Source organism: Salinibacterium sp. SWN167 (assembly GCF_015864665.1).
Lineage (GTDB): Bacteria > Actinomycetota > Actinomycetes > Actinomycetales > Microbacteriaceae > Rhodoglobus.
Genome location: NZ_JADYWU010000001.1, coordinates 1,931,590 through 1,951,301, shown reverse-complemented (window position 1 = coordinate 1,951,301; position 19,712 = coordinate 1,931,590). Strand labels below are relative to the sequence as shown.

The following is a 19,712-nucleotide window of genomic DNA, read 5'->3' as shown; positions in this document are numbered from 1 at the left end:
GATACCTTCACTACTGTTAAGAAACCTAAAACACCGCCAACTTTTGCGCACCCTTGAGGAAACTGCCAGAGTTCAATCACTCTAGGCTTGGTTTTTGTCAGGAAGGACCGAATGTTTAAGAAGATTCTCGTTGCCAACCGAGGTGAGATTGCTATCCGCGCAATGCGTGCGGCTGTCGAACTCGGGGCAAGAACTGTGGCCGTTTTCCCTTACGAAGACCGAAATTCGGTGCATCGTCTGAAAGCTGATGAGGCTTACCAGATTGGTGAAGAGGGGCATCCTGTCCGCGCCTATCTCGATGTTTCCGAGATTATCCGTGTCGCCAAAGAATCTGGCGCTGACGCGATCTACCCGGGCTATGGCTTCCTTTCTGAGAATCCTGAGCTCGCGCATGCTGCAGCGGATGCCGGTATCGCTTTCATCGGCCCACCCACCAAGGTGCTCGAAATGGCTGGAAACAAGGTGACGGCAAAGGAGCACGCGATCGCAGCGGGAGTTCCCGTTCTCAAGTCGACTCCTGCCAGCACGGATCTTGAGGAACTCATTGCGGGTGCCGAGGAGATCGGCTTCCCGGTCTTCGCCAAGGCTGTTGCCGGTGGTGGCGGGCGCGGTATGCGTCGCGTCGAGAAAAAAGAAGATTTGCGCGGTGCTCTAGAAGAGGCAATGCGTGAAGCCGACAGCGCGTTCGGTGATCCCACGATGTTTGTTGAGCAGGCCGTCGTTCGTCCTCGCCACATCGAAGTCCAAATCTTGGCCGACGCCCATGGCGGCGTCATCCACTTGTTCGAGCGTGACTGCTCGGTGCAGCGACGTCACCAGAAGGTTGTCGAGATCGCACCGGCCCCGAACCTCGACGAAGACACGCGTCAAGCGATGTACCGCGACGCGATCGCTTTTGCGAAGTCGATTGACTACGTCAACGCCGGCACGGTCGAGTTCCTGCTCGACACGGCGGGGGAGCGTAAGGGCGAACACGTCTTCATCGAGATGAACCCGCGTATCCAGGTCGAGCACACGGTGACAGAAGAAGTCACCGATGTTGACCTCGTGCAATCTCAAATGCGAATTGCCTTTGGTGAGTCGTTAGAAGATTTGGGCCTGCGTCAAGACGAACTGAAGCTGCGTGGAGCGGCTCTGCAGTGCCGCATCACGACCGAAGATCCCGCTAGCGGTTTCCGCCCCGACACAGGCAAGATCACGACGTACCGCTCACCTGGTGGCGCCGGCATCCGTCTGGATGGTGGAACGGTCTCTGCTGGTTCGCAGATTTCCCCGCACTTCGACTCCATGCTCGTGAAGATGACGTGCCGTGGCCGCGACTTCGCGTCCGCTGTGCGTCGCGCCCGTCGTGGACTCGCTGAGTTCCGTCTTCGCGGTGTCACGACGAACATCCCGTTCCTTCAGGGAGTGCTCGATGACCCCGAGTTTATTGCCGGAGATTTGAGCACCGCGTTCATTGATGAGCGCCCGTGGCTCGTCAACTCGCATCGTTCCAAGGACCGCGGAACAAAGATCCTCACGTGGCTGGCCGATGTCACCGTCAACCAACCCAATGGCGACGGTGCTGGCATCATCAGCCCGCAATTGAAGTTGCCTGCAATCGATCTTTCGGCCGAAGCTCCGGCCGGGTCGCGTCAGCGTTTGTTGGAGCTCGGCCCGGCCGGGTTCGCCTCGGCTCTGCGCCAGCAGAGGTCCCTTGCCGTGACCGAAACAACTTTCCGCGATGCCCATCAGTCGTTGCTTGCCACTCGAGTGCGCACTCGCGACCTTGTCGCGGTAATGCCGCACGTGGCTCGCATGACGCCAGAGTTGCTTTCGGTCGAGGCCTGGGGCGGGGCAACGTACGACGTTGCTCTGCGGTTCCTAGCCGAAGACCCGTGGGAGCGTCTCGCGTCCATGCGCGAAGCCCTGCCGAACATCGCGATTCAAATGCTCTTGCGTGGTCGTAACACGGTTGGCTACACGCCGTATCCGACCGAAGTTACGGATGCCTTCGTGCGCGAGGCGGCTGATACCGGTGTCGATATCTTCCGCATCTTTGACGCGCTCAACGATGTTTCGCAGATGCGACCGGCTATCGATGCTGTGCTGAACACGGGCACTGCCGTTGCTGAAGTTGCCCTCTGCTACACGGGTGACTTGCTTGACCCGAATGAGGATCTCTACACGCTCGACTACTACCTCAAGCTTGCCGATCAGATCATGGAAAGCGGCGCCCATGTGCTCGCGATCAAGGACATGGCTGGTCTATTGCGTGCGGAAGCCGCTGAGAAGCTTGTGACGGCCCTACGTGAGCGTTTCGATGCTCCGGTGCACGTTCACACTCACGACACGGCAGGCGGCCAGCTGGCTACTCTGCTGGCGGCCTCCCGTGCCGGTGCGGACGCAGTGGATGTCGCGAGCGCTCCCATGGCAGGAACGACAAGTCAGCCATCCATGTCGGCTTTGGTTGCGGCTCTCGCCCACACCGAACGCGACACGGGCATCTCGCTCGACGCGGTCTCCGATCTCGAACCGTACTGGGAAGCTGTGCGTCACGCCTACGCGCCATTCGAATCGGGCCTGCCCGGTCCGACGGGGCGGGTCTACCACCACGAAATCCCTGGTGGACAGTTGTCGAACCTGCGCCAGCAGGCGATTGCGCTGGGTCTCGCTGACCAGTTCGAGACGATTGAGAACCTTTACGCTGCGGCAAACAAGATGCTCGGCCGTCCGCCGAAGGTCACCCCGTCCTCGAAGGTCGTTGGCGATCTGGCGCTAGCTCTTGCTGCAGCGCACGCAGACCCTGCCGACTTCGAAGAGAACCCCGACAAGTACGACATCCCCGATTCAGTGATTGGCTTCATGGCTGGTGAGTTGGGCGAACTGCCCGGTGGCTGGCCGGAGCCCTTCCGCTCGAAGGTGCTGAAGGGGCGCAACGTCAAGATCGGCATTGAGGAAATCAGCGCTGAAGATCAGGCTGCTCTCGACGGTGAGCCGCAGGAGCGCCGTTCAGCGCTCAACCGGTTGCTGTTCGCTGGCCCCACCCAGATCTTTGAGACGGCTCGCGAAACCTATGGAGACTTGTCGGCCCTCGATAGCAAGGATTACCTCTACGGCATCCAGCAGGGTCACGAGCACGTCGTTGAGATCGAGAAGGGCGTGCAATTGTTCGTCGGTCTCGAAGCGATCGGCGAGGCTGACGAGAAGGGAATGCGCACCGTCATGGCGACCCTGAACGGGCAGTTGCGGCCGGTGTTCATTCGCGATCAGAGCATCAAGGTCGATTCGACTGCGGCTGAGAAGGCTGATCCGTCGAAGCCTGGACACGTAGCGGCGCCGTTCTCCGGTGTTGTCACGCTGCAGGTAGAAGAGGGCACAACTGTTGCAGTCGGCGACGCTGTAGCTTCGATCGAAGCGATGAAGATGGAAGCCGCAATCACGGCATCCGTTGCCGGAACGGTCAAGCGATTGGCCATTCCGAAGACGCAGCAGGTAGACGGCGGCGACTTGCTTGTGGAAATAGAACCCAGCTAAACCGCAGAAGTTTGTAGGGTAGGGACGTGATCGTTGTAACCACATCGGTCACGTCTCGCTCGTTAACGCGGTAAAGTGGTGTGTTTGCTTTCTGGAGGGGATCGATACGTGACTACGAAGCGCAATGAACCTGATGTGCAGCCGTCCGTCGACGCGCACGATACGTCGACCGATCACGATGCGAAGGAGTCGACGGTCGAGCAGGCCCCGAACACCGACAACGTGACCTTCACGCTCTCGCTGCCGGTCGCTGTTCGCGAGACTCCTGAGCATGAAGCTGCCGTAGCGATTGACGATGTTGCTGTCAACGCTCATCATGTCGATGTCGCATCCATGGCAACCACCACAATCACGTTCGCGCCGGAGTCGGTTGTGACTATCCCGCCCGAGTCCGTGCCTGAAGTGGCTGTTATTCCGGAGCTGCCACCAACAGACCGTCCGACGACCCGTCGCGGTCGCCAGCGCACCGAGGTGCGCACCACGACGCCAGAGACGGCGACGATGCTGACGGCTGAGCGCCTCATCAACCCTGGCAAGAAGAACCGCACCGCGGCGCCCGAGGGATTTTTCCAAGAACTCGTTTACGCTGCGACGTTCCATCTCGTGAACCTCGGCGATTCGTACCGCGTGAAAGAGCGCAAGGCTCTTGAGGCTCGTGTTACCAAGACTTTTGTCGGTGGAACGCGTTTCGTTCCTGTTCTCACGCGCAAGGGTGGGGTGGGCAAGACCACGATCACAGCTCTTCTGGGGATGGCCTTGGCAGATACCCGCGAGGACCGCATTATTGCGATCGATGCCAACCCCGACCGCGGAACGCTTGCCGAGCGAATCGACAAGCAAACTCGTGCAACGGTTCGCGATGTCGTGATGCGTGCGGAGTCGCTCCACACGTTTAGCGAATTCCAAACCGTTGTGTCTCGTGACGAGACTCGCCTCGACGTTTTGGCATCCGATACTGACCCGCATGTGTCAGAAGCGTTCGACGAAAACGACTACAACGTTGTCGCCGACATGGCCGAGCGTTTCTATTCGGTCGCTATCACTGACTGTGGCACGGGAATTGTTCACTCGGTTATGCGGGCAACGCTGCAGCGAGCTGACTCCATTGTCATCGTTTCCGGCGGCAGCGTAGACGAAGCGCGTCTCGCATCAGAGACTCTTACGTGGCTCGAATCCAACGGGCACGAAGATCTCGTCAAGAACGCTGTCGTGGCTATCAACACCGCCACTCAGGGCACCAACTTGGTGAAGCTTGAGGAGATCGAGGCTCATTTCAGGTCGCGCGTGCGTGAGATCGTTCGCGTGCCCTACGACCCCAGCCTGGCTACGGGGTCCGTTGTGCATTACCGCGACCTCAACAGGTTGACCAAGGCTGCTGCTCGCGAACTCGCGGCGGTTGTCATGGATGGTCTTCCCGCAGTTCGGGCTAACTGACACTATGGCTGTTCGTGAGATTCGCCTTTTTGGCGATCCCGTCCTTCGCTCAGCATGCGATCCCATTGTCATAGGCGATCCCCGTGCTGCTGCCCTCATCGACGACCTTATTGAGACGGTCAAGCTGCCTGGCCGCGCCGGCCTCGCCGCTAACCAAATCGGTGTCGGCTTGCGCGCATTCAGCTACAACATTGACGGCGATATCGGCTACATCATCAACCCGGTGCTTGAGGAAGTGTCGGGGGAGTCGGAACTGGTGGACGAGGGCTGCTTGTCTGTGCCCGGCTTCTATTTCTTGCGCCGTCGCTATCCTTTCGCCCGCGTCACAGGAGTAGACCTCGCGGGCGAGCCCGTCGAGCTCAGCGGCGAAGGGCTCATGGCTCAGGCGTTGCAGCACGAGACCGATCATCTCGATGGCCATTTGTATATCGAGGGCCTCGAGCCTGAGGCTAAGCGCGAAGCGATGCGCGCGATCCGTCAGGCGCCCTGGTACTAAACCTCAGCCACATCACGCCCCTCTCGCTTCGAGAGATCGCGTGTGATTGAGTGCGCCCGTTAGCGAACGTCTGCGGGGGATCACACGCTGAAGGCCCCGCCATACTTGCGTATGACGGGGCCTTCAGCTTTTGTAGTGTTACTTCAGCGAGATACCTTCTGTCGCCGGTGAGTTTGAGTACAGTGAGTCGATTACATCGGCAAAGTCAGCCAGAATCACATTGCGCTTGATGCTCATCTTGGGCGTCAAGTGACCGCTCTCTTCGGTGAGGTCCGCATCGAGGATGTGGAACTTACGGATTGACTCGGCACGGGAGACTTGAGAGTTTCCCACGTCAATCGCGCGCTGGACTTCGGCGAGTACTGCAGGATTTTTCGCCGCCTGCTCTAGTGTCCAGGTTGCGTCGAGCCCGTTGTTGGCGAGCCACACGGGCAGCATTTCTTCATCGAGCGTGACGAGGGCCGAAATGAACGGACGCTGTTCACCTACGACGATTACTTGGCCGATGATCGGGTTAGCGCGGATGGGGTCTTCGAGTGCCGCGGGAGCAACATTCTTGCCGCCGGCGGTCACAATGATTTCCTTCTTGCGACCGGTGATCTCGAGGTAGCCATCTTCGTCGAACTGACCGATATCTCCGGTCTTGAACCAACCGTCTTCAAAAACGTCGTCGGTGGCAGCCTGGTTGTTCCAGTACCCGTCGAAGACGCACACGCCCTTGGCTTGGATTTCGCCGTCGTCGGCGATGCGCACCGATACTCCAGGAAGTGGCGGGCCGACCTTGCCGATCTTGAAGTTCGACGGCTTGTTGACCGAGATGGGGGCGGTTGTCTCGGTGAGGCCGTACCCCTCAAGGATCGTGAGGCCGAGGCTGCGGTAGAAGTGACCGAGACGCAGTCCGAGCGGAGCTGATCCGGAGACCGCGTACTTCACGCGACCACCGAGTGCTGCCCGAATCTTGGAGAGCACGAGACGGTCGAAGACGGCGAACTGGATCTTGAGTCCCAGCGGAACGTGTCCTTCATCGAGAGCCTTCGAATGTGCGATCGCAACGTCGGCAGCCTTGCGGAAGATCTTGCCCTTGCCGCCAGCTTCAGCCTTCTGCTCCGAGGAGTTGTAGACCTTCTCGAATACCCGTGGCACAGCCAAGAGGAACGTCGGCTTGAATGACGCCATCGATGGCAAGAGCATCTTGGTGTCAGGCTGGTGTCCGACCTTCACCCCGCCATGAACGCACAGGATCGAAATGAAACGAGCGAAAATGTGCGCTGTCGTAATGAAGAGCAGCGTGCTCGAATCGGGGTTGACGACCTCGGGGATCGCCTTTTGCGAGTTGCGGCACAGCTCAACAAAGTTGGAGTGAGTGATGATGCAGCCCTTGGGCTTTCCGGTGGTTCCCGAGGTGTAGATGAGCGTCGCGAGATCGGAGCCCTTGGCCAGATTACGGCGACGTTCGATTTCTTCGTCGGTGACGTCGGTGCCCGACTTGGCGAGTTTGTCGAGGTCTCCCAAATCGATCTGCCACAGATTGGCGATGCCGGGCACGTCGGCGCGAATCTCGTCGAAGCGCGCGAAGTGATCGGGTGTTTCTGTGATCATCCCGGTCGCGCCGGAGTCCGTGATGTTCCACAGAATCTGGCTGGGCGAGCTGGTCTCGTAAATTGGCACGAGCACTGCGCCCGCAAACCAAGTCGCGAAGTCAATGAGCGTCCACTCATAGCGGGTCTTGCACATGAGGCCAATTTTGTCGCCGGGCTCAATGCCAGCAGCGACGAGTCCCTTGGCGAGGGCTTTCACTTGGGTAAGAAATTCTGACGAAGTCACATCGCTCCAGCCACCATTGGCGGTGGGGAGCGAGAACAACGCGTTATTGGGTGTGGCCGCAACGCGATCCATCAATAGATCGGTAGCGTTTGCTTCCGGGTCAGCCTCAACTAGGGCTGGTACATCAAACTGTTTCACGGCAACTCCTTTGGCACCGGTAGGTGGTCTACTCCACTCTAGCGAGGTCAGGCTCGCCTAACCACGTGCGCATTGGCGCGTGAGAAAATTTGCACCCGTTTGTGGGGTACGTTCCGGCAAACGGTAGAGTGGGGAGTCCCGCGACGAGGAATTGAGGTGCCATGTTCTATTGGTTTATGAAGAATCTGGTTGCCGGTCCCATCTTGAAGACCGTCTTCCGTCCGTGGGTTTCCGGTCTTGAGAACGTTCCTCGCAAGGGCGGCGTCATCTTGGCGAGCAATCACTTGTCGTTCATCGACTCGGTGTTCCTGCCACTCATCATGGACCGCCGCATCTTCTTTCTCGCCAAGAGTGACTATTTCACTGGGCGTGGCATTAAGGGCTGGCTCTCGCGGGCGTTCTTCAACGGCACGGGGATGCTGCCGATTGACCGTTCCGGCGGCAAAGCTTCAGAGGCATCGCTCAACACCGGCCTAGCGGTTTTGGCTCGTGGAGAGGTGCTCGGCATCTATCCCGAGGGAACGCGCAGCCCCGACGGCAAGATGTATCGCGGCCGTACCGGAGTCGCACGCATGATTCTTGAAGGCCATGTGCCCGTTGTTCCTGTCGCAATGATCGACACTGAAAAGGTCATGCCCATCGGCACGAAGATTCCTCGCATGGGCCGTATCGGAATCGTGTTCGGTGAGCCGCTCGACTTCAGCCGTTTCGAGGGCATGGAGGGTGACCGGTTCATCCTTCGCTCGATCACTGACGAGATCATGTACGAGCTCAACCGCATCAGCGGTCAGGAGTATGTGGATGTCTATGCCACCTCGGTGAAGGACCGCGCCGCACGTCGTTAGTAACGGCGGGCTATTCACCGAAGCGTCTCGCCGTGCAGCAGTGCTGTAACGGTGACACTCAGCACCCACTTGTGCCGGTAGGCTCATAGTGGGTCACAAACCCGTTCATTTTCGCTGTAATTGTATGAAGGAAACTCCTCGTGGTCGACCCGTCAGAACCAGTCGTACTTGCTGATCCCGCCGTGATTGCGGGTCTAGACAACTGGCGCACGCTCCCCATCAAACAGCAGCCACAGTGGCCGGATGCCGACGCCGTTGGAGAAGCATCCAGCAAGATTGCGTCGCTGCCGCCCCTGGTTTTCGCGGGCGAAGTAGATCGTCTGCGCACTCGTCTCGCGCGTGCGGCTCAGGGCGAAGCGTTCCTCTTGCAGGGCGGTGACTGTGCCGAGACTTTTGCGGGCGCGACTGCGCAGCAGATCAGCGATCGTGTCAAGACAATCCTGCAGATGGCTGTTGTGCTCACGTACGGCGCGTCGAAGCCGATCGTGAAGATGGGCCGCATGGCTGGCCAGTTCGCTAAGCCTCGGTCGAGCGACACTGAGACACGCGGCGACGTCACGCTGCCGGCCTACCGCGGCGACATCGTCAATGGTTACGACTTCACGCCGGAGTCCCGCACTGCTGATCCTGCTCGTCTGGTTGAGGGCTACCACACGGCAGCCTCGACCCTGAATCTCATCCGTGCGTTCACGCAGGGTGGCTTCGCCGACCTTCGCCAGGTTCATTCGTGGAACAGGGGCTTCGCTGCCAACCCGGCGAATCGCCAGTACGAGAGCCTTGCTAAAGAGATCGACAAGGCAGTGCGCTTCATGGAAGCAGCAGGAGCCGACTTCGACGAACTCAAGCGTACCGAGTTCTACTCGAGCCACGAGGGTCTGCTCATGGACTACGAGCGTCCGATGACGCGCATTGATTCGCGCACCGGCACGCCGTACAACACGAGCGCCCACTTCTTGTGGATCGGGGAGCGCACGCGCGACCTCGATGGTGCTCACATCGACTACTTCTCGCGACTGCGTAACCCGATCGGCGTCAAGCTCGGTCCGACTACGACGCCCGAGACTATGAAGCAGCTCATCGACAAGCTTGACCCTGAGCGCGAGCCTGGCCGTCTGACCTTCATCACCCGCATGGGTGCTGGCAAGGTTCGCGACGCGCTCCCGCCGCTGCTTGAGGCCATCAAGGAGATGGACGCGACGCCGCTGTGGATCACCGACCCGATGCACGGCAACGGGCTCACCACACCCACTGGCTACAAGACGCGTCGTTTCGACGATGTTGTTGATGAGGTCAAGGGCTTCTTCGAATCGCACCGCGCCGCGGGAACCTACCCCGGTGGTATCCACATTGAGCTCACTGGTGACGATGTCACGGAGTGCCTGGGCGGTTCAGAGCAGATCGATGAGGCTACTCTCGCGACTCGCTACGAGTCGCTGTGTGACCCGCGACTCAACCACATGCAGTCGCTTGAACTCGCTTTCTTGGTAGCCGAGGAGCTTCGCGCTTTCTAGCGCCACTGAAAACGCCCGCCATCCCCGCACTCTCTCAGGAGAGCGTCACGGGTGCCGGGCGTTTTTCGCGGTGTAGCGAGCCACAGCCCACTTGGCGCTGTGGGCGAGAACCGAAGCTAGATCTGCGGACCGTAAACGGTGACTTCAGAGCCGCGCTTGATCGCCTCGCCCGCTGACGGGTCGGTGCCGGAAACTATGGCGAGGCCGGAACCCCAGAATCCCTGCGGCAGGTCGGTCTCGACGTTGACGATGAAGTCGAGTTCCTCGAGCTCTGCGATGGCCCCATTGATCGTCTCTCCGGAAACGTCGGGTACCTGCACGAGGTCCGGGCCCTTCGAGATGATCAGGGTCGCCGTATCGCCTTCGCGGAATGTGCGTGCAACCCCATCCGCATTCTTTTCGGAGTCGATGGCAACCACGGTACCTTCTTGGCAGTCGCTGAATACTTGGATGCCGGTCTCGGCGTTCAGCCCGACTCCGGCAAGGGTTTGCGTTGCTTCGTCGACGGTAGAGCACGTGACATCGGGCAGCGCGCTTGCGGAGATAACGAGGGTTACGTCTTGAAGCTCGCCGTAGTTTTCGGCTCCGAGAATTGATGCGGAGTCTGCACCAAGTACATCAACGACGAGACCCGCCGCGATATCGCTGTCGAACTGTTTGATGATGGGCTCGACGAGAGTGAAGGGGGCTGCTTCGATAGCAGCGCGCGCTTCTTCTTCCGTCATTCCAGAGAAGTCAGGCACAGCGAGTGGGCGTGGACCCTGCGAGATCAGTAGCTGCACGGGAGAGCCGTTCGGCACGCTCGCACCCACTTCTGGAGCGGAGTTCGCCACAAGGTCGACCGCGACCACTGGGTCATAGGTTTCGCCGAGTTCATCGCTGACGACGAGCCCAAGGTCTTCCAAGATTGCTTGGGCTTCTTCGGGCGTAGCATTGCGGATGCTGTCAGGAATCGTCACTTGTGAGCCGGGGCCAGCCCCGAAGTACCAGCCAGCACCGGCTGCCCCACCGACGAGCAGAACGATGAGGACGAGCAGCCACCAGCCGCGTGACTTTCGTTTCGTCGCGCGGGTCGACAGCGTGGTGGTGTTCTCGGACACTTGGGTCGGAGCCGGAGCGGCAACCTGCTGAAGCTCTGCGCCGAATACCTGGGTGTCTGCCGTCGAGTTCTGTGGTTCTTCCGCCGGAGCGCTCGGAAGCACCATCGTTCGCTGAACTGCAGTGGATGCCGTGGGCGGCAGCGCGGTCATGAGCGAACTGTGCGTTTGGTACAGCTGGTCGAGCAGCACTCGTGCGTCTTTGGGGCGGTCATCCGGCTCGCGCGCGGTCGCCCAGAGCACGAGGTCGTCTAGTTCTGCGGGAACGAGGTGGTTGCGTGAGCTGGGGCTCGGCACGGCGTCATTGGCGTGCTGATAAGCAATCTGCATGGGTTGCTCACCCTTGAAGGGTTGCTCGCCCACGAGCATTTCGTACATCATGATGCCGACGGCGTAGATGTCGCTACGGGTGTCAGCCAGTCCACGAGTCACAAGTTCGGGGGAGAGATACGCGATTGTCCCGAGCAGTGAGGCGCCGGTAGCAGTGTTGGCGCTAGCGGCACGGGCGAGTCCGAAGTCGGCGATCTTGATGCGGCCGTCGTCGGCGAGTAAGACGTTCTCTGGTTTGAGGTCGCGGTGAACGATGCCAGCTTTGTGGGCGGCGGCGAGGCCGGCGAGCACGGCTTCCATGATGTCGAGTGTCTGCTCGGTTGTGAGGATGCGGTGTTCGAGCAGTAGATCGCGCAGAGTGATGCCGGGCAGGTATTCCATTACCAAGTAGGCCATGTCGCTGTCTTGACCTTGGTCGAAGACATTGACGACGTTGGGGTGGGCCAACCGTGCTGAGGATCGAGCCTCTTGAACGAAGCGTTCCTTGAACTTGCTGTCGTCGGCAAGGTGGCCGTGCATTACCTTGATAGCGACTTTGCGTTCGAGCCGTTGGTCGGTGGCAAGGTACACGGTTGCCATGCCGCCACGCGCGATGCGCGAACGAATCTGATACCGACCGTCGAGCAGACGGCCGATCATCGGATCAGTAGAGTTCGCATTCACCTTCAGAGTCTAAAGTTCTGAGCTTCGAGAGTGCCGCTAGACACGGCTATTCTGGCGCTTAGCCGAGCTGTTCTAGCCAAGATCGGGCGGATGTCTCCCATTTTGCGTATGCATCAGGGTGTGCTGAGATTTGAACGGCCTGTGCTGCTTGGGTCAGGCTCATGTTCTGCCAGCCCGAGATTTCCAACAGTCCGCGCGTGATTCCCTTGTTGGGGTTGCTCGATCCGCCGTAGAACAGCCGCGCAGCATAAGACGGTGTGGTGAGTTGGCTGACAGTTCCCCAGCCTGAGCTTGGGCGCTGTTGGAAGAGGCCGACAGAGTCGCGGTCACCCCAGGTGAGGTTGCGCAAGCTCGACTCTTGCATGGCGGTGGCGAGCGCAATTGTGATGCCGTAGTCGGAGACGCCAAGATCGCGGCCGACTTGAATGATCACTTGGGCGTTCGCCTGCATTTCGGAGTTGAGGTAGGTGACACTTCCGCCGGTGCTGGCGAGTACAGAGCTTGACGAGGGGATCGTCAGTTTGTCGCCGATGAAGATCACGGTTGACGAGGTTAGGCCGTTTGCGTCGAGTAGCGCTTGAGTGGAGATTCCGGCGCGCGATGCGATGGAGGAGGCGGTGTCACCAGAAACGACTAGGTAGGTGCTTCCCTCGACAGGAGTCGGGGCCGTTTCAGCGATAGGCGCTGGTTCGGACTCTGGTTCCACGACGGGGGCTGGGGCTTCGACCTCAACCTCGACTTCGGCGGGAGTCTCGACGACATCCGCTGCGGCATCCTCGGTGACGATTGATGACGCGTTCTCGCTGGGGGCGTCGTCGTTATCGGCGGTGAAATCGTACTCTTCGGTTTCCTGGCTGGGGGAGCTCAAGTTGCCGGGAATTATCAGCAGCTGCCCCGGGTAGATGATGCTCGACCAGCCGAGACCGTTTGCCGACATCACTGAAATCGTTGAGACGCCAAATTTGTGGGCGATGCCGCTGATCGTGTCACCAGCGACGATCGTGTACTGACCGTTGGTGGTTTTGACGTGGTTCACGCTGGGGACGGTGTTGACGACGTCCTTCGTCAGCTTGAGCTCTTGTCCGGGGAAGATCATCGATGACCAGCTCAGCCCGTTCAATGCCAAGACGGATGCGGTGGAGAGTCCATAGCGCGAGGCGATGTCGCTGACAGTATCGCCTTCAGCAACGCGGTAGCTCGCCGGAGCGGGCCCGATGATTGTGGTTGACGCTTCGCTGATCGTCGTAGTCGCTACCCGAGTCGGCTTGGCGGCGCGTTCCGTCGAAAGTCGGGGATCGTCAGGCGTTTTAGCGTTGACAGGTTCTACTGGCCCGGTGAGGTTGAACGTCGCAGCGGCGAGTGACCCGACCAAGAGAACGGGAACGGTATTCATGACGCCACGGTTGACGCGGGCGCGCTGTTGAGCGATGCGTCGAGCTCGATCAGGTGATTCGACGGATGCTGCGGGCACTAGCCCAGCAAAAACGGTCGAAGCAATGTTGTCTGTGTCGTCAATTGTAAAATGTGTCATGGCGTTCTTCCTGCTCCCGGCCCCGAGAAGGTACATGTGATCACTGAGATCACCGGCTCAACGCTGTCACAGAAGCTTATTAGTGTCAACCATTGTGGCTAGCGTGACTGATGTGACTGGTGTTACCTAAGTTCACTAGTGAATATTCTGGGTATGCCGTGCTAACTGTCAGATTTAACACCTGTGTCGTGGCAGTCTTAACGTGTGACTGAATCACCCACCATCAACTGGCTTACTGTTCCAGACCTCACCGAGCTCCTCGGACTCAAGGTGAGCCAAGTGCGTCGCCTCATTGAGGAAGGCGCCCTCCTCGCGAGCAAAATCGATGGGGTGTGGCAGGTTCCCGACGTATTCATCGTCGACGGATCGCCGCTGCGCGAACTGAGGGGAACCGTGATCGTTCTTTCGGACGCCGGATTCTCGTCCGATGAATCAATGAACTGGTTGCTCACTAGCGAGCCGAGTTTGGGCGTCGCGCCCGTTGAGGCTCTCAGAGCTGGTCGCAAGGCTGAAGTTCGCCGTGTCGCTCAGGCCCTCGGTTTCTAAGCACGCTCAGCGCGGCAGCGCACTAGTGCACGGGCGGCCACACTCTGTGGCAGCCAGCTCTGTAATCGCTCGAGCTCACTAGCGCCCTAGAACGATCGCGTTGTAGCGGCTTCGGCCAATTCTAGGAGGCGGGCACGCGCTGTCGGCGCGAGGTTTGCTGTCTCGATTGCCTCACACGCGCGTTCAAGGTTGCGGGCGATAACCTTCTCTACCTTTGCGACAGCACCAGACTCTTCGAGCGTTGAACGAATCATGTTCACTTGCTCATCGCTGAGATCGGGGTCGCCAAGCAGCTCGTCCAGGATGGCGTTGGCGCTGGTCGAGAGTTTTTCGCGAGCGATCGCAATGATTGCTGTGCGCTTGCCTTCGCGCAGGTCGTCGCCGGCGGGCTTGCCCGTCACTTCGGGATCTCCGAAAATGCCGAGCACGTCATCGCGCAATTGGAACGCAACGCCAAGGGGAAGCCCGAAGCTGCGGAGCGCAGCCATTTGCTCGTCGGTGCCGGCACCCAAACTGGCGCCGAGCGCGAGCGGGGCCTCAACGCTGTACTTCGCAGACTTGTAGATTAAGACACGCTGCGCACGGTCGAGGGCTTCTGACTCGGGGTAGCTTGCCCACGCGCTTTCATCGTGGATGTCTAAAAACTGCCCAGCCATGACTTCTGTGCGCATCGTCATGAATTCTTTGCGCGCCGCCAGAGCTGAGGGGCGGGGGAGCGTAGCGATACCGCGCCCTAAGAGCTCGTCGCTCCAGCCCAAGAGCAAATCTCCGAGCAGGAGTGCGGATGATTCTCCGTATGCTTCGGCATTGCCACTCCATCCGCCGTCGATGTGCATTTTTTCGAAGCGGCGATGAGCGGAAGGCGCACCGCGGCGGGTGTCGGAGCGATCCATAATGTCGTCGTGCACGAGTGCTGCCGCGTGGAAGAGCTCGAGGGCGGATGCCGAAAGCAACACACCCGTGAGGTCTTTACTCGCGGAGTTCTCAGCGAATGGGTCGTCAGAAGAGGAGAGACCGGCGACTGATTGCCATCCCCAGTAACAGAACAGCGCCCGAAAACGCTTGCCGCCCGAGAGAAGCCCACCACCGACGTCGGTGAGGGCTGTCAATTCGGGAGCGATCGCATTAAGTTCATCGCGCTTCTCGGTGAGAAATTCGTCGATTTTCAGCTGGACAAGGTCAACTAACTGGTTACTCTCAGGCACCCGTCTAGCCTACCTAGTGAATGGGGGCGTACTATAGAGATCTAGCCGTGAATCCCAGAGAGAGGGGAACGGAATGCCGCTTTCAGAGCAAGAGCAGCGGGCCCTCGACGAGATGGAGCGCAGCCTCTATCAAAACGATGCCGACTTCGTCAGCGCAGTCAGCCCCCGCAAAGGTAAGCCCAACTATCGAATGATGGTTGTCGGCGTGCTTGTCGGGGTCGCCGGAATCATTGCGTTACTGACGGGTGTCATCATCCAGCAGCCTCTTGTCGGCGTGCTTGGGTTCGTCGTCATGTTTGTTGGTGTTTTGCTTTTCGTAGCGCCACCCCGTGCCGGAGACGCCGACGAAATACCTGAACCGTCATCTGCCTCGTCTGGCCGCTCGGCTAAGCGCGGCACCTCGTTTATGGACACGATCAACCAGCGTTGGGATCGCCGTCAGGACGGCAATAGCTAACTCCCACTCCCTCCACTTTCAAGGACCAGCCTTCGGGCTGGTCCTTTTTTTGTGCCCTGATTGGGGTTGACGACCAACAATCGGTCATTTTTGCTCCATTTTCCTCCACCCCAAAATTCCTTGTAATTGCTGGGCTCTGTGGATAACTTTTACGCAGTTTGCCGAAAAACCTTAGATATGTGGTTGAAAGTGGAGTAAAGTGGAGGCAACCAGAATCCGGGCCGGAGATTGAGGGGAGGGCGCCGTGTTTCTAGGCACCTACGCCCCCAAGCTCGACGACAAGGGCCGCATCATCCTGCCGGCGAAGTTTCGCGAGGAACTCGCATCGGGCGTTGTGGTCACTCGTGGCCAAGAGCGCTGCCTCTACGTGTTCAGCCAGCGCGAGTTTGAAGTAATGCACGAAGCGATTCGCAAGGCGCCGGTCACGAGCAAGCAGGGTCGCGATTTTTTGCGTCTCTTTCTGTCTGGCGCTAACCAAGAGACGCCTGACAAGCAGCACCGGGTAACGATCCCCGCTGGGCTACGCGAGTACGCCGGGCTGGGGCGCGATCTGACTGTGATTGGCGCGGGTAACCGCGCTGAAATCTGGGACACCGAGGCCTGGAACAACTACTACGAGGCCACCGAGGCCGATTTCGTCAATACCACCGAGGAGGTGATTCCGGGACTCTTCTAGCTCTTCGACGCTGACTCCCAGCCGAACGCCCTGATTTTCTTCCCCGATATCAGGTCGAGTCGGATGGGGATCAGCATCTGAGAACTAGCCCTAACACCATGGCTGACAACACCATTCACACCCCAGTACTCCTTGAGCGCTCGATTGAGTTGCTCGCTCCAGCGCTGAACGCACCGGGAGCAGTTCTCGTCGACGGAACCCTCGGAATGGCAGGGCACGCAGAGGCATTCCTCCAGCGGTTCCCCGACCTCACACTCGTGGGCATTGACAGAGACGAGGACGCTCTTGCTATCGCTCGACGTCGGCTTGAGCCTTTCGCTAGCCGCACGCACTTTGTTCATGCTGTCTACGACGAAATTCCGCAGGCACTCGATTCGTTGGGAATCACGTCAGTCGAAGGCATCTTTTTCGACCTCGGAGTCTCATCCCTTCAACTCGACCGTGTTGAGCGCGGATTCTCCTATTCTCAAGATGCTCCGCTAGATATGCGCATGGATGCCTCGACGCCGGTCACCGCCGAGCACATCCTCGCCACGTACAGCGAGCTCGAACTCCGTCGCATCTTCTACGCCTACGGCGACGAAAAACTTGCGCCGCGATTTGCTAGTCGCATCGTGCAGTTCCGCGAACAGCAGCCGCTGACGACATCCGCTCAATTGGTGGAGCTCGTCATTGCCGCCACTCCCGCGGCGGCCCAGCGTGCGGGACATCCTGCCAAGCGTGTGTTTCAGGCGTTGCGCATCGAAGTGAACCAAGAGCTGTCGGTTCTCGAACGGGCGATTCCCGCCGCTGTCGACTCCCTCACCCTCGGCGGACGGATGGTCGTGTTGGCGTATCAGTCGCTGGAAGACCGCATCGTCAAGCGCGAGCTACAACGACGCGCCAAGTCCACCGCTCCGGCCGGACTTCCCGTTGAGCTTCCCGAGCACAAGCCGGAACTCAAGCTGCTTGTTCGCGGATCAGAGCAAGCCAGCGAAGCAGAACAAGCCCTTAACCCCCGAGCAAAGCCCGTTCGACTGCGAGCGATAGAACGAATGCGAGTCATCTCATGAGCACTAACCTCGCTCACGCTCAGCCACTGCCGCTTCACCAGCCGACCGCGCGTCCGTCTCACATCGAGATCGTTACGACGAAAGCTCAGCGCAAAGCTCGACCGCGCATGCTGTACGCGGTGGTTACGGTCGCAAGCTTTTTCGTGATCCTTGCTGCGCAACTCCTGCTCAGCATTGTGGTGACTCAGGGTGCGTACCAAATTGACTCTTTGCAGTATGAGCAGAAGGTGCTCATCCGCACGGAGCAGAGCTTGCTCGAGTCCCTTTCATTGCAGTCGTCATCTCAAAATCTTGCTGCTCAGGCGGCTGGGTTTGGCATGGTGCCCAACGCGACACCGTATTCGTTGAACATTTCTGACGGTTCTGTCTTCCGACTTCCTGGAAGCGCAGATCCGACCGGATGCGGTGGCAGCTGTGGCCTTGTCGGCAACACTCTTCTTACCGACGTTCCGCTCGTGAGCGCGGAGACGGCGGCTGCCGCTGCGGCGGCAAAGACTGCTGCGGCGTCCGCCGCGACGACGGCTACTGCTACTGCCTCGGGAGCTGCTGCGACGGAGTCGGCTACCGCCGCGCCAGAGCCTGCGAATAACGCTATTCCTGCTCCTGTCACGCGATGATTGAGATGAACCTTCTGGGGGAGACTCGATGAAACCACGCTCAACTCGCGCGCGAGTGGCCTTTGTCATCCTCACAATCGTCGTCTTGACCGGCATTTTTGTTGTTCGTCTTGTTGACCTGCAGATCGTCCAGGCCGAAACGCTCAATGCGGAGGCGGACACCAAGCGAACGCTGACCCAGGTGACCTACGGAACTCGCGGCGACATCGTCGATACGAATGGTGCAGTGCTCGCTGACAGCGTTGAGCGTTTCGATGTCGTCATCTCGCCACGGGTGACTCTTCTGCGTGAGAATGCTTCTGTGGTGGTGCTTGAGGACTTGACGAAGATCACGGACATCATTGGGGGAGATCCCGATGAACTTCTCGCCATGATTCTGGACAACCCGGAATCCGACTTCGAGTACTTGGCGAAGGGCATCACTCTCGAGCAGTATCAGGCCGTTGGCGAGTTAGACATCACGTGGCTTTACTACGAGCTGAGCCCAGAACGCAGCTATCCGAACGGCGAAATCGCCGGTAACCTTGTGGGATTCATCGGTACAGACGGCCCTCAGGCTGGCGTCGAGCTGACGGGCGATGAGTGCCTCGCAGGCCAAGACGTTGAAGCGAGTTACGCGCGCGGTGAAGATGGCGTCGCGTTGCCCGGAAGCTCGGTGGAATCGATCGAACCGCAGGACGGTGGCACGCTCACGCTGACGATCGACCGAGATCTTCAGTTCTACGTTCAGCAGCGGATGGCGCAGACCGCGGAGTCGCTCGGCGCTACGTGGGCAACGGGTGTCGTGATGCGCGTCAGCGATGCTCACCTTCTTGCGGTTAGCGACTGGCCGACCGTGGACCCCAACAATGTCGACCTCGCTGATCGTGGCGCTTTGGGTTCGCGAGCATTTAGCACGCCTTATGAGCCTGGGTCGACGGTGAAGGCGTTGACTGCTGCCTCGTTGATCGACGCTGGAGTTGCCAACCAGCAAACGCAAGTTGTCTCGCCGTATGCGCTTGAACTGACAAACGGTGGCGGAACGATCAGCGATTCCTTCTATCACGAAGACCAGCGGCTGACCCTTGCGGGCGCTCTCGTTGAGTCATCGAACACGGCGATCGCGCAATACACGGACCTACTTGACGCGGCGTCTCGCCACGATTACCTGCAGGCCTTCGGGCTTGGCGAAGAGACTGGGATCGATTTCAACGGTGAATCGAGCGGCACGCTCTATGAAGCCAAGGATTGGGACGCGCGCACCAACTACGCGGTTCAATTCGGGCAGGGACTGAGCACGACATCCATTCAGATGGCGAGCGCCTACCAAGCTCTCGGTAACGATGGCGTTCGCCTTCCCCCCGTGCTCGTGGAGGGATGCGAATGGCCTGACGGCACGGTCACCGATACTCCGTCCACCGAAGGCACTCGGGTTATTTCCGAGACGGCTGCTGATCAGACTCTCCAAATGATGGAGATGGTGTACAGCTCTAGTGGTTCGGCTCCGAATCTTCAGATTCCCGGTTACCGGGTCGCGGTGAAGAGTGGAACGGCCCAGGTCGCCGAAAACGGTGCCTACGGCGGCGACGTAGTAATTTCCTACGCCGGCCTCGCCCCAGCAGACGACCCTGAGTACATTGTGATCGCGACAGCCGGGATCCCGGATAGCATATATTCCGGCGCCATTGCCTCGACGTTCCGCGACATTATGGCCCAAACGCTCACCACTTACCGTGTAACCCCGTCAAACACCGCGGGACCGGATCTGCCGTTGCGTTGGTGAGCTTCCCCCCGC

The 19,712-nt window shown here is 59.4% G+C and carries 15 protein-coding genes; 11 read left to right on the top strand and 4 right to left on the bottom strand.

Annotated elements, in window-relative coordinates; genetic code table 11:
* The first annotated feature begins 111 nt into the window (after positions 1-111).
* The 3 genes from I6E60_RS09300 to I6E60_RS09290 all read left to right on the top strand — a co-directional run bounded on the left by I6E60_RS09300 (position 112) and on the right by I6E60_RS09290 (position 5,446).
* Complete coding sequence (locus tag I6E60_RS09300) at positions 112-3,516, top strand: pyruvate carboxylase (protein WP_197179829.1); 3,405 nt, start codon at positions 112-114, stop codon at positions 3,514-3,516.
* A 108-nt stretch (positions 3,517-3,624) separates the two neighbouring features.
* Positions 3,625-4,950, top strand: a complete 1,326-nt coding sequence (locus I6E60_RS09295) for a MinD/ParA family protein (protein WP_197124935.1) — start codon at positions 3,625-3,627, stop codon at positions 4,948-4,950.
* Between the two features lie 4 nt (positions 4,951-4,954).
* A complete protein-coding gene (locus tag I6E60_RS09290) occupies positions 4,955-5,446 on the top strand; it encodes a peptide deformylase (protein WP_197124932.1) in 492 nt (163 codons plus the stop codon).
* 138 nt (positions 5,447-5,584) lie between these two features.
* Here I6E60_RS09290 and I6E60_RS09285 read toward each other — a convergent pair whose 3' ends face one another.
* Complete coding sequence (locus I6E60_RS09285; protein WP_197124931.1) at positions 5,585-7,408, bottom strand: long-chain fatty acid--CoA ligase; 1,824 nt, start codon at positions 7,406-7,408, stop codon at positions 5,585-5,587.
* 161 nt (positions 7,409-7,569) lie between these two features.
* Here I6E60_RS09285 and I6E60_RS09280 point away from each other — a divergent pair, with 161 nt between their 5' ends.
* Together I6E60_RS09280 and I6E60_RS09275 are read left to right on the top strand one after the other, a co-directional pair.
* Positions 7,570-8,253: a 1-acyl-sn-glycerol-3-phosphate acyltransferase gene (locus tag I6E60_RS09280; protein ID WP_197105512.1), complete on the top strand. Its 684-nt coding sequence runs from the start codon at positions 7,570-7,572 to the stop codon at positions 8,251-8,253.
* Positions 8,254-8,393: 140 nt separating this feature from the next.
* Positions 8,394-9,764: a class II 3-deoxy-7-phosphoheptulonate synthase gene (locus I6E60_RS09275; RefSeq protein ID WP_307784439.1), complete on the top strand. Its 1,371-nt coding sequence runs from the start codon at positions 8,394-8,396 to the stop codon at positions 9,762-9,764.
* Between the two features lie 116 nt (positions 9,765-9,880).
* Here I6E60_RS09275 and pknB read toward each other — a convergent pair whose 3' ends face one another.
* Together pknB and I6E60_RS14390 are read right to left on the bottom strand one after the other, a co-directional pair.
* Entirely contained in the window at positions 9,881-11,854 is a 1,974-nt protein-coding gene (gene pknB, locus I6E60_RS09270) for a Stk1 family PASTA domain-containing Ser/Thr kinase (RefSeq protein WP_197179827.1), read from the bottom strand.
* A 58-nt stretch (positions 11,855-11,912) separates the two neighbouring features.
* Positions 11,913-13,385: a LysM peptidoglycan-binding domain-containing protein gene (locus tag I6E60_RS14390; protein ID WP_231601180.1), complete on the bottom strand. Its 1,473-nt coding sequence runs from the start codon at positions 13,383-13,385 to the stop codon at positions 11,913-11,915.
* A 204-nt stretch (positions 13,386-13,589) separates the two neighbouring features.
* Between I6E60_RS14390 and I6E60_RS09255 the strand changes: the two genes are divergently transcribed.
* Entirely contained in the window at positions 13,590-13,931 is a 342-nt protein-coding gene (locus tag I6E60_RS09255; RefSeq protein WP_197124927.1) for an Rv2175c family DNA-binding protein, read from the top strand.
* A gap of 86 nt (positions 13,932-14,017) precedes the next feature.
* On the opposite strand, the gene I6E60_RS09250 is transcribed toward I6E60_RS09255, so the two are convergent.
* Positions 14,018-15,136, bottom strand: coding sequence for a polyprenyl synthetase family protein (locus I6E60_RS09250; RefSeq protein WP_197124925.1), 1,119 nt, complete (start codon positions 15,134-15,136; stop codon positions 14,018-14,020).
* A gap of 73 nt (positions 15,137-15,209) precedes the next feature.
* Here I6E60_RS09250 and I6E60_RS09245 point away from each other — a divergent pair, with 73 nt between their 5' ends.
* The 5 genes from I6E60_RS09245 to I6E60_RS09225 all read left to right on the top strand — a co-directional run bounded on the left by I6E60_RS09245 (position 15,210) and on the right by I6E60_RS09225 (position 19,700).
* Positions 15,210-15,593 carry a DUF3040 domain-containing protein gene (locus I6E60_RS09245; protein ID WP_197124923.1) on the top strand — a complete coding sequence of 128 codons (384 nt, stop codon included), beginning with the start codon at positions 15,210-15,212 and terminating at the stop codon, positions 15,591-15,593.
* Positions 15,594-15,837: 244 nt separating this feature from the next.
* Positions 15,838-16,269 (top strand): division/cell wall cluster transcriptional repressor MraZ, encoded by a 432-nt coding sequence (gene mraZ, locus I6E60_RS09240; RefSeq protein ID WP_129071303.1) that lies wholly within the window; start codon positions 15,838-15,840, stop codon positions 16,267-16,269.
* Positions 16,270-16,367: 98 nt separating this feature from the next.
* Positions 16,368-17,321 carry a 16S rRNA (cytosine(1402)-N(4))-methyltransferase RsmH gene (gene rsmH / locus I6E60_RS09235; protein ID WP_197179826.1) on the top strand — a complete coding sequence of 318 codons (954 nt, stop codon included), beginning with the start codon at positions 16,368-16,370 and terminating at the stop codon, positions 17,319-17,321.
* On the top strand, positions 17,318-17,938 hold the full coding sequence (locus I6E60_RS09230) for a hypothetical protein (protein ID WP_197124919.1): 621 nt from the start codon (positions 17,318-17,320) through the stop codon (positions 17,936-17,938). The genes rsmH and I6E60_RS09230 overlap by 4 nt, the downstream gene beginning before the upstream one ends.
* Positions 17,939-17,966: 28 nt before the next feature.
* Positions 17,967-19,700 (top strand): penicillin-binding protein 2, encoded by a 1,734-nt coding sequence (locus tag I6E60_RS09225; RefSeq protein ID WP_197179824.1) that lies wholly within the window; start codon positions 17,967-17,969, stop codon positions 19,698-19,700.
* The last annotated feature ends 12 nt before the right edge of the window (positions 19,701-19,712 follow it).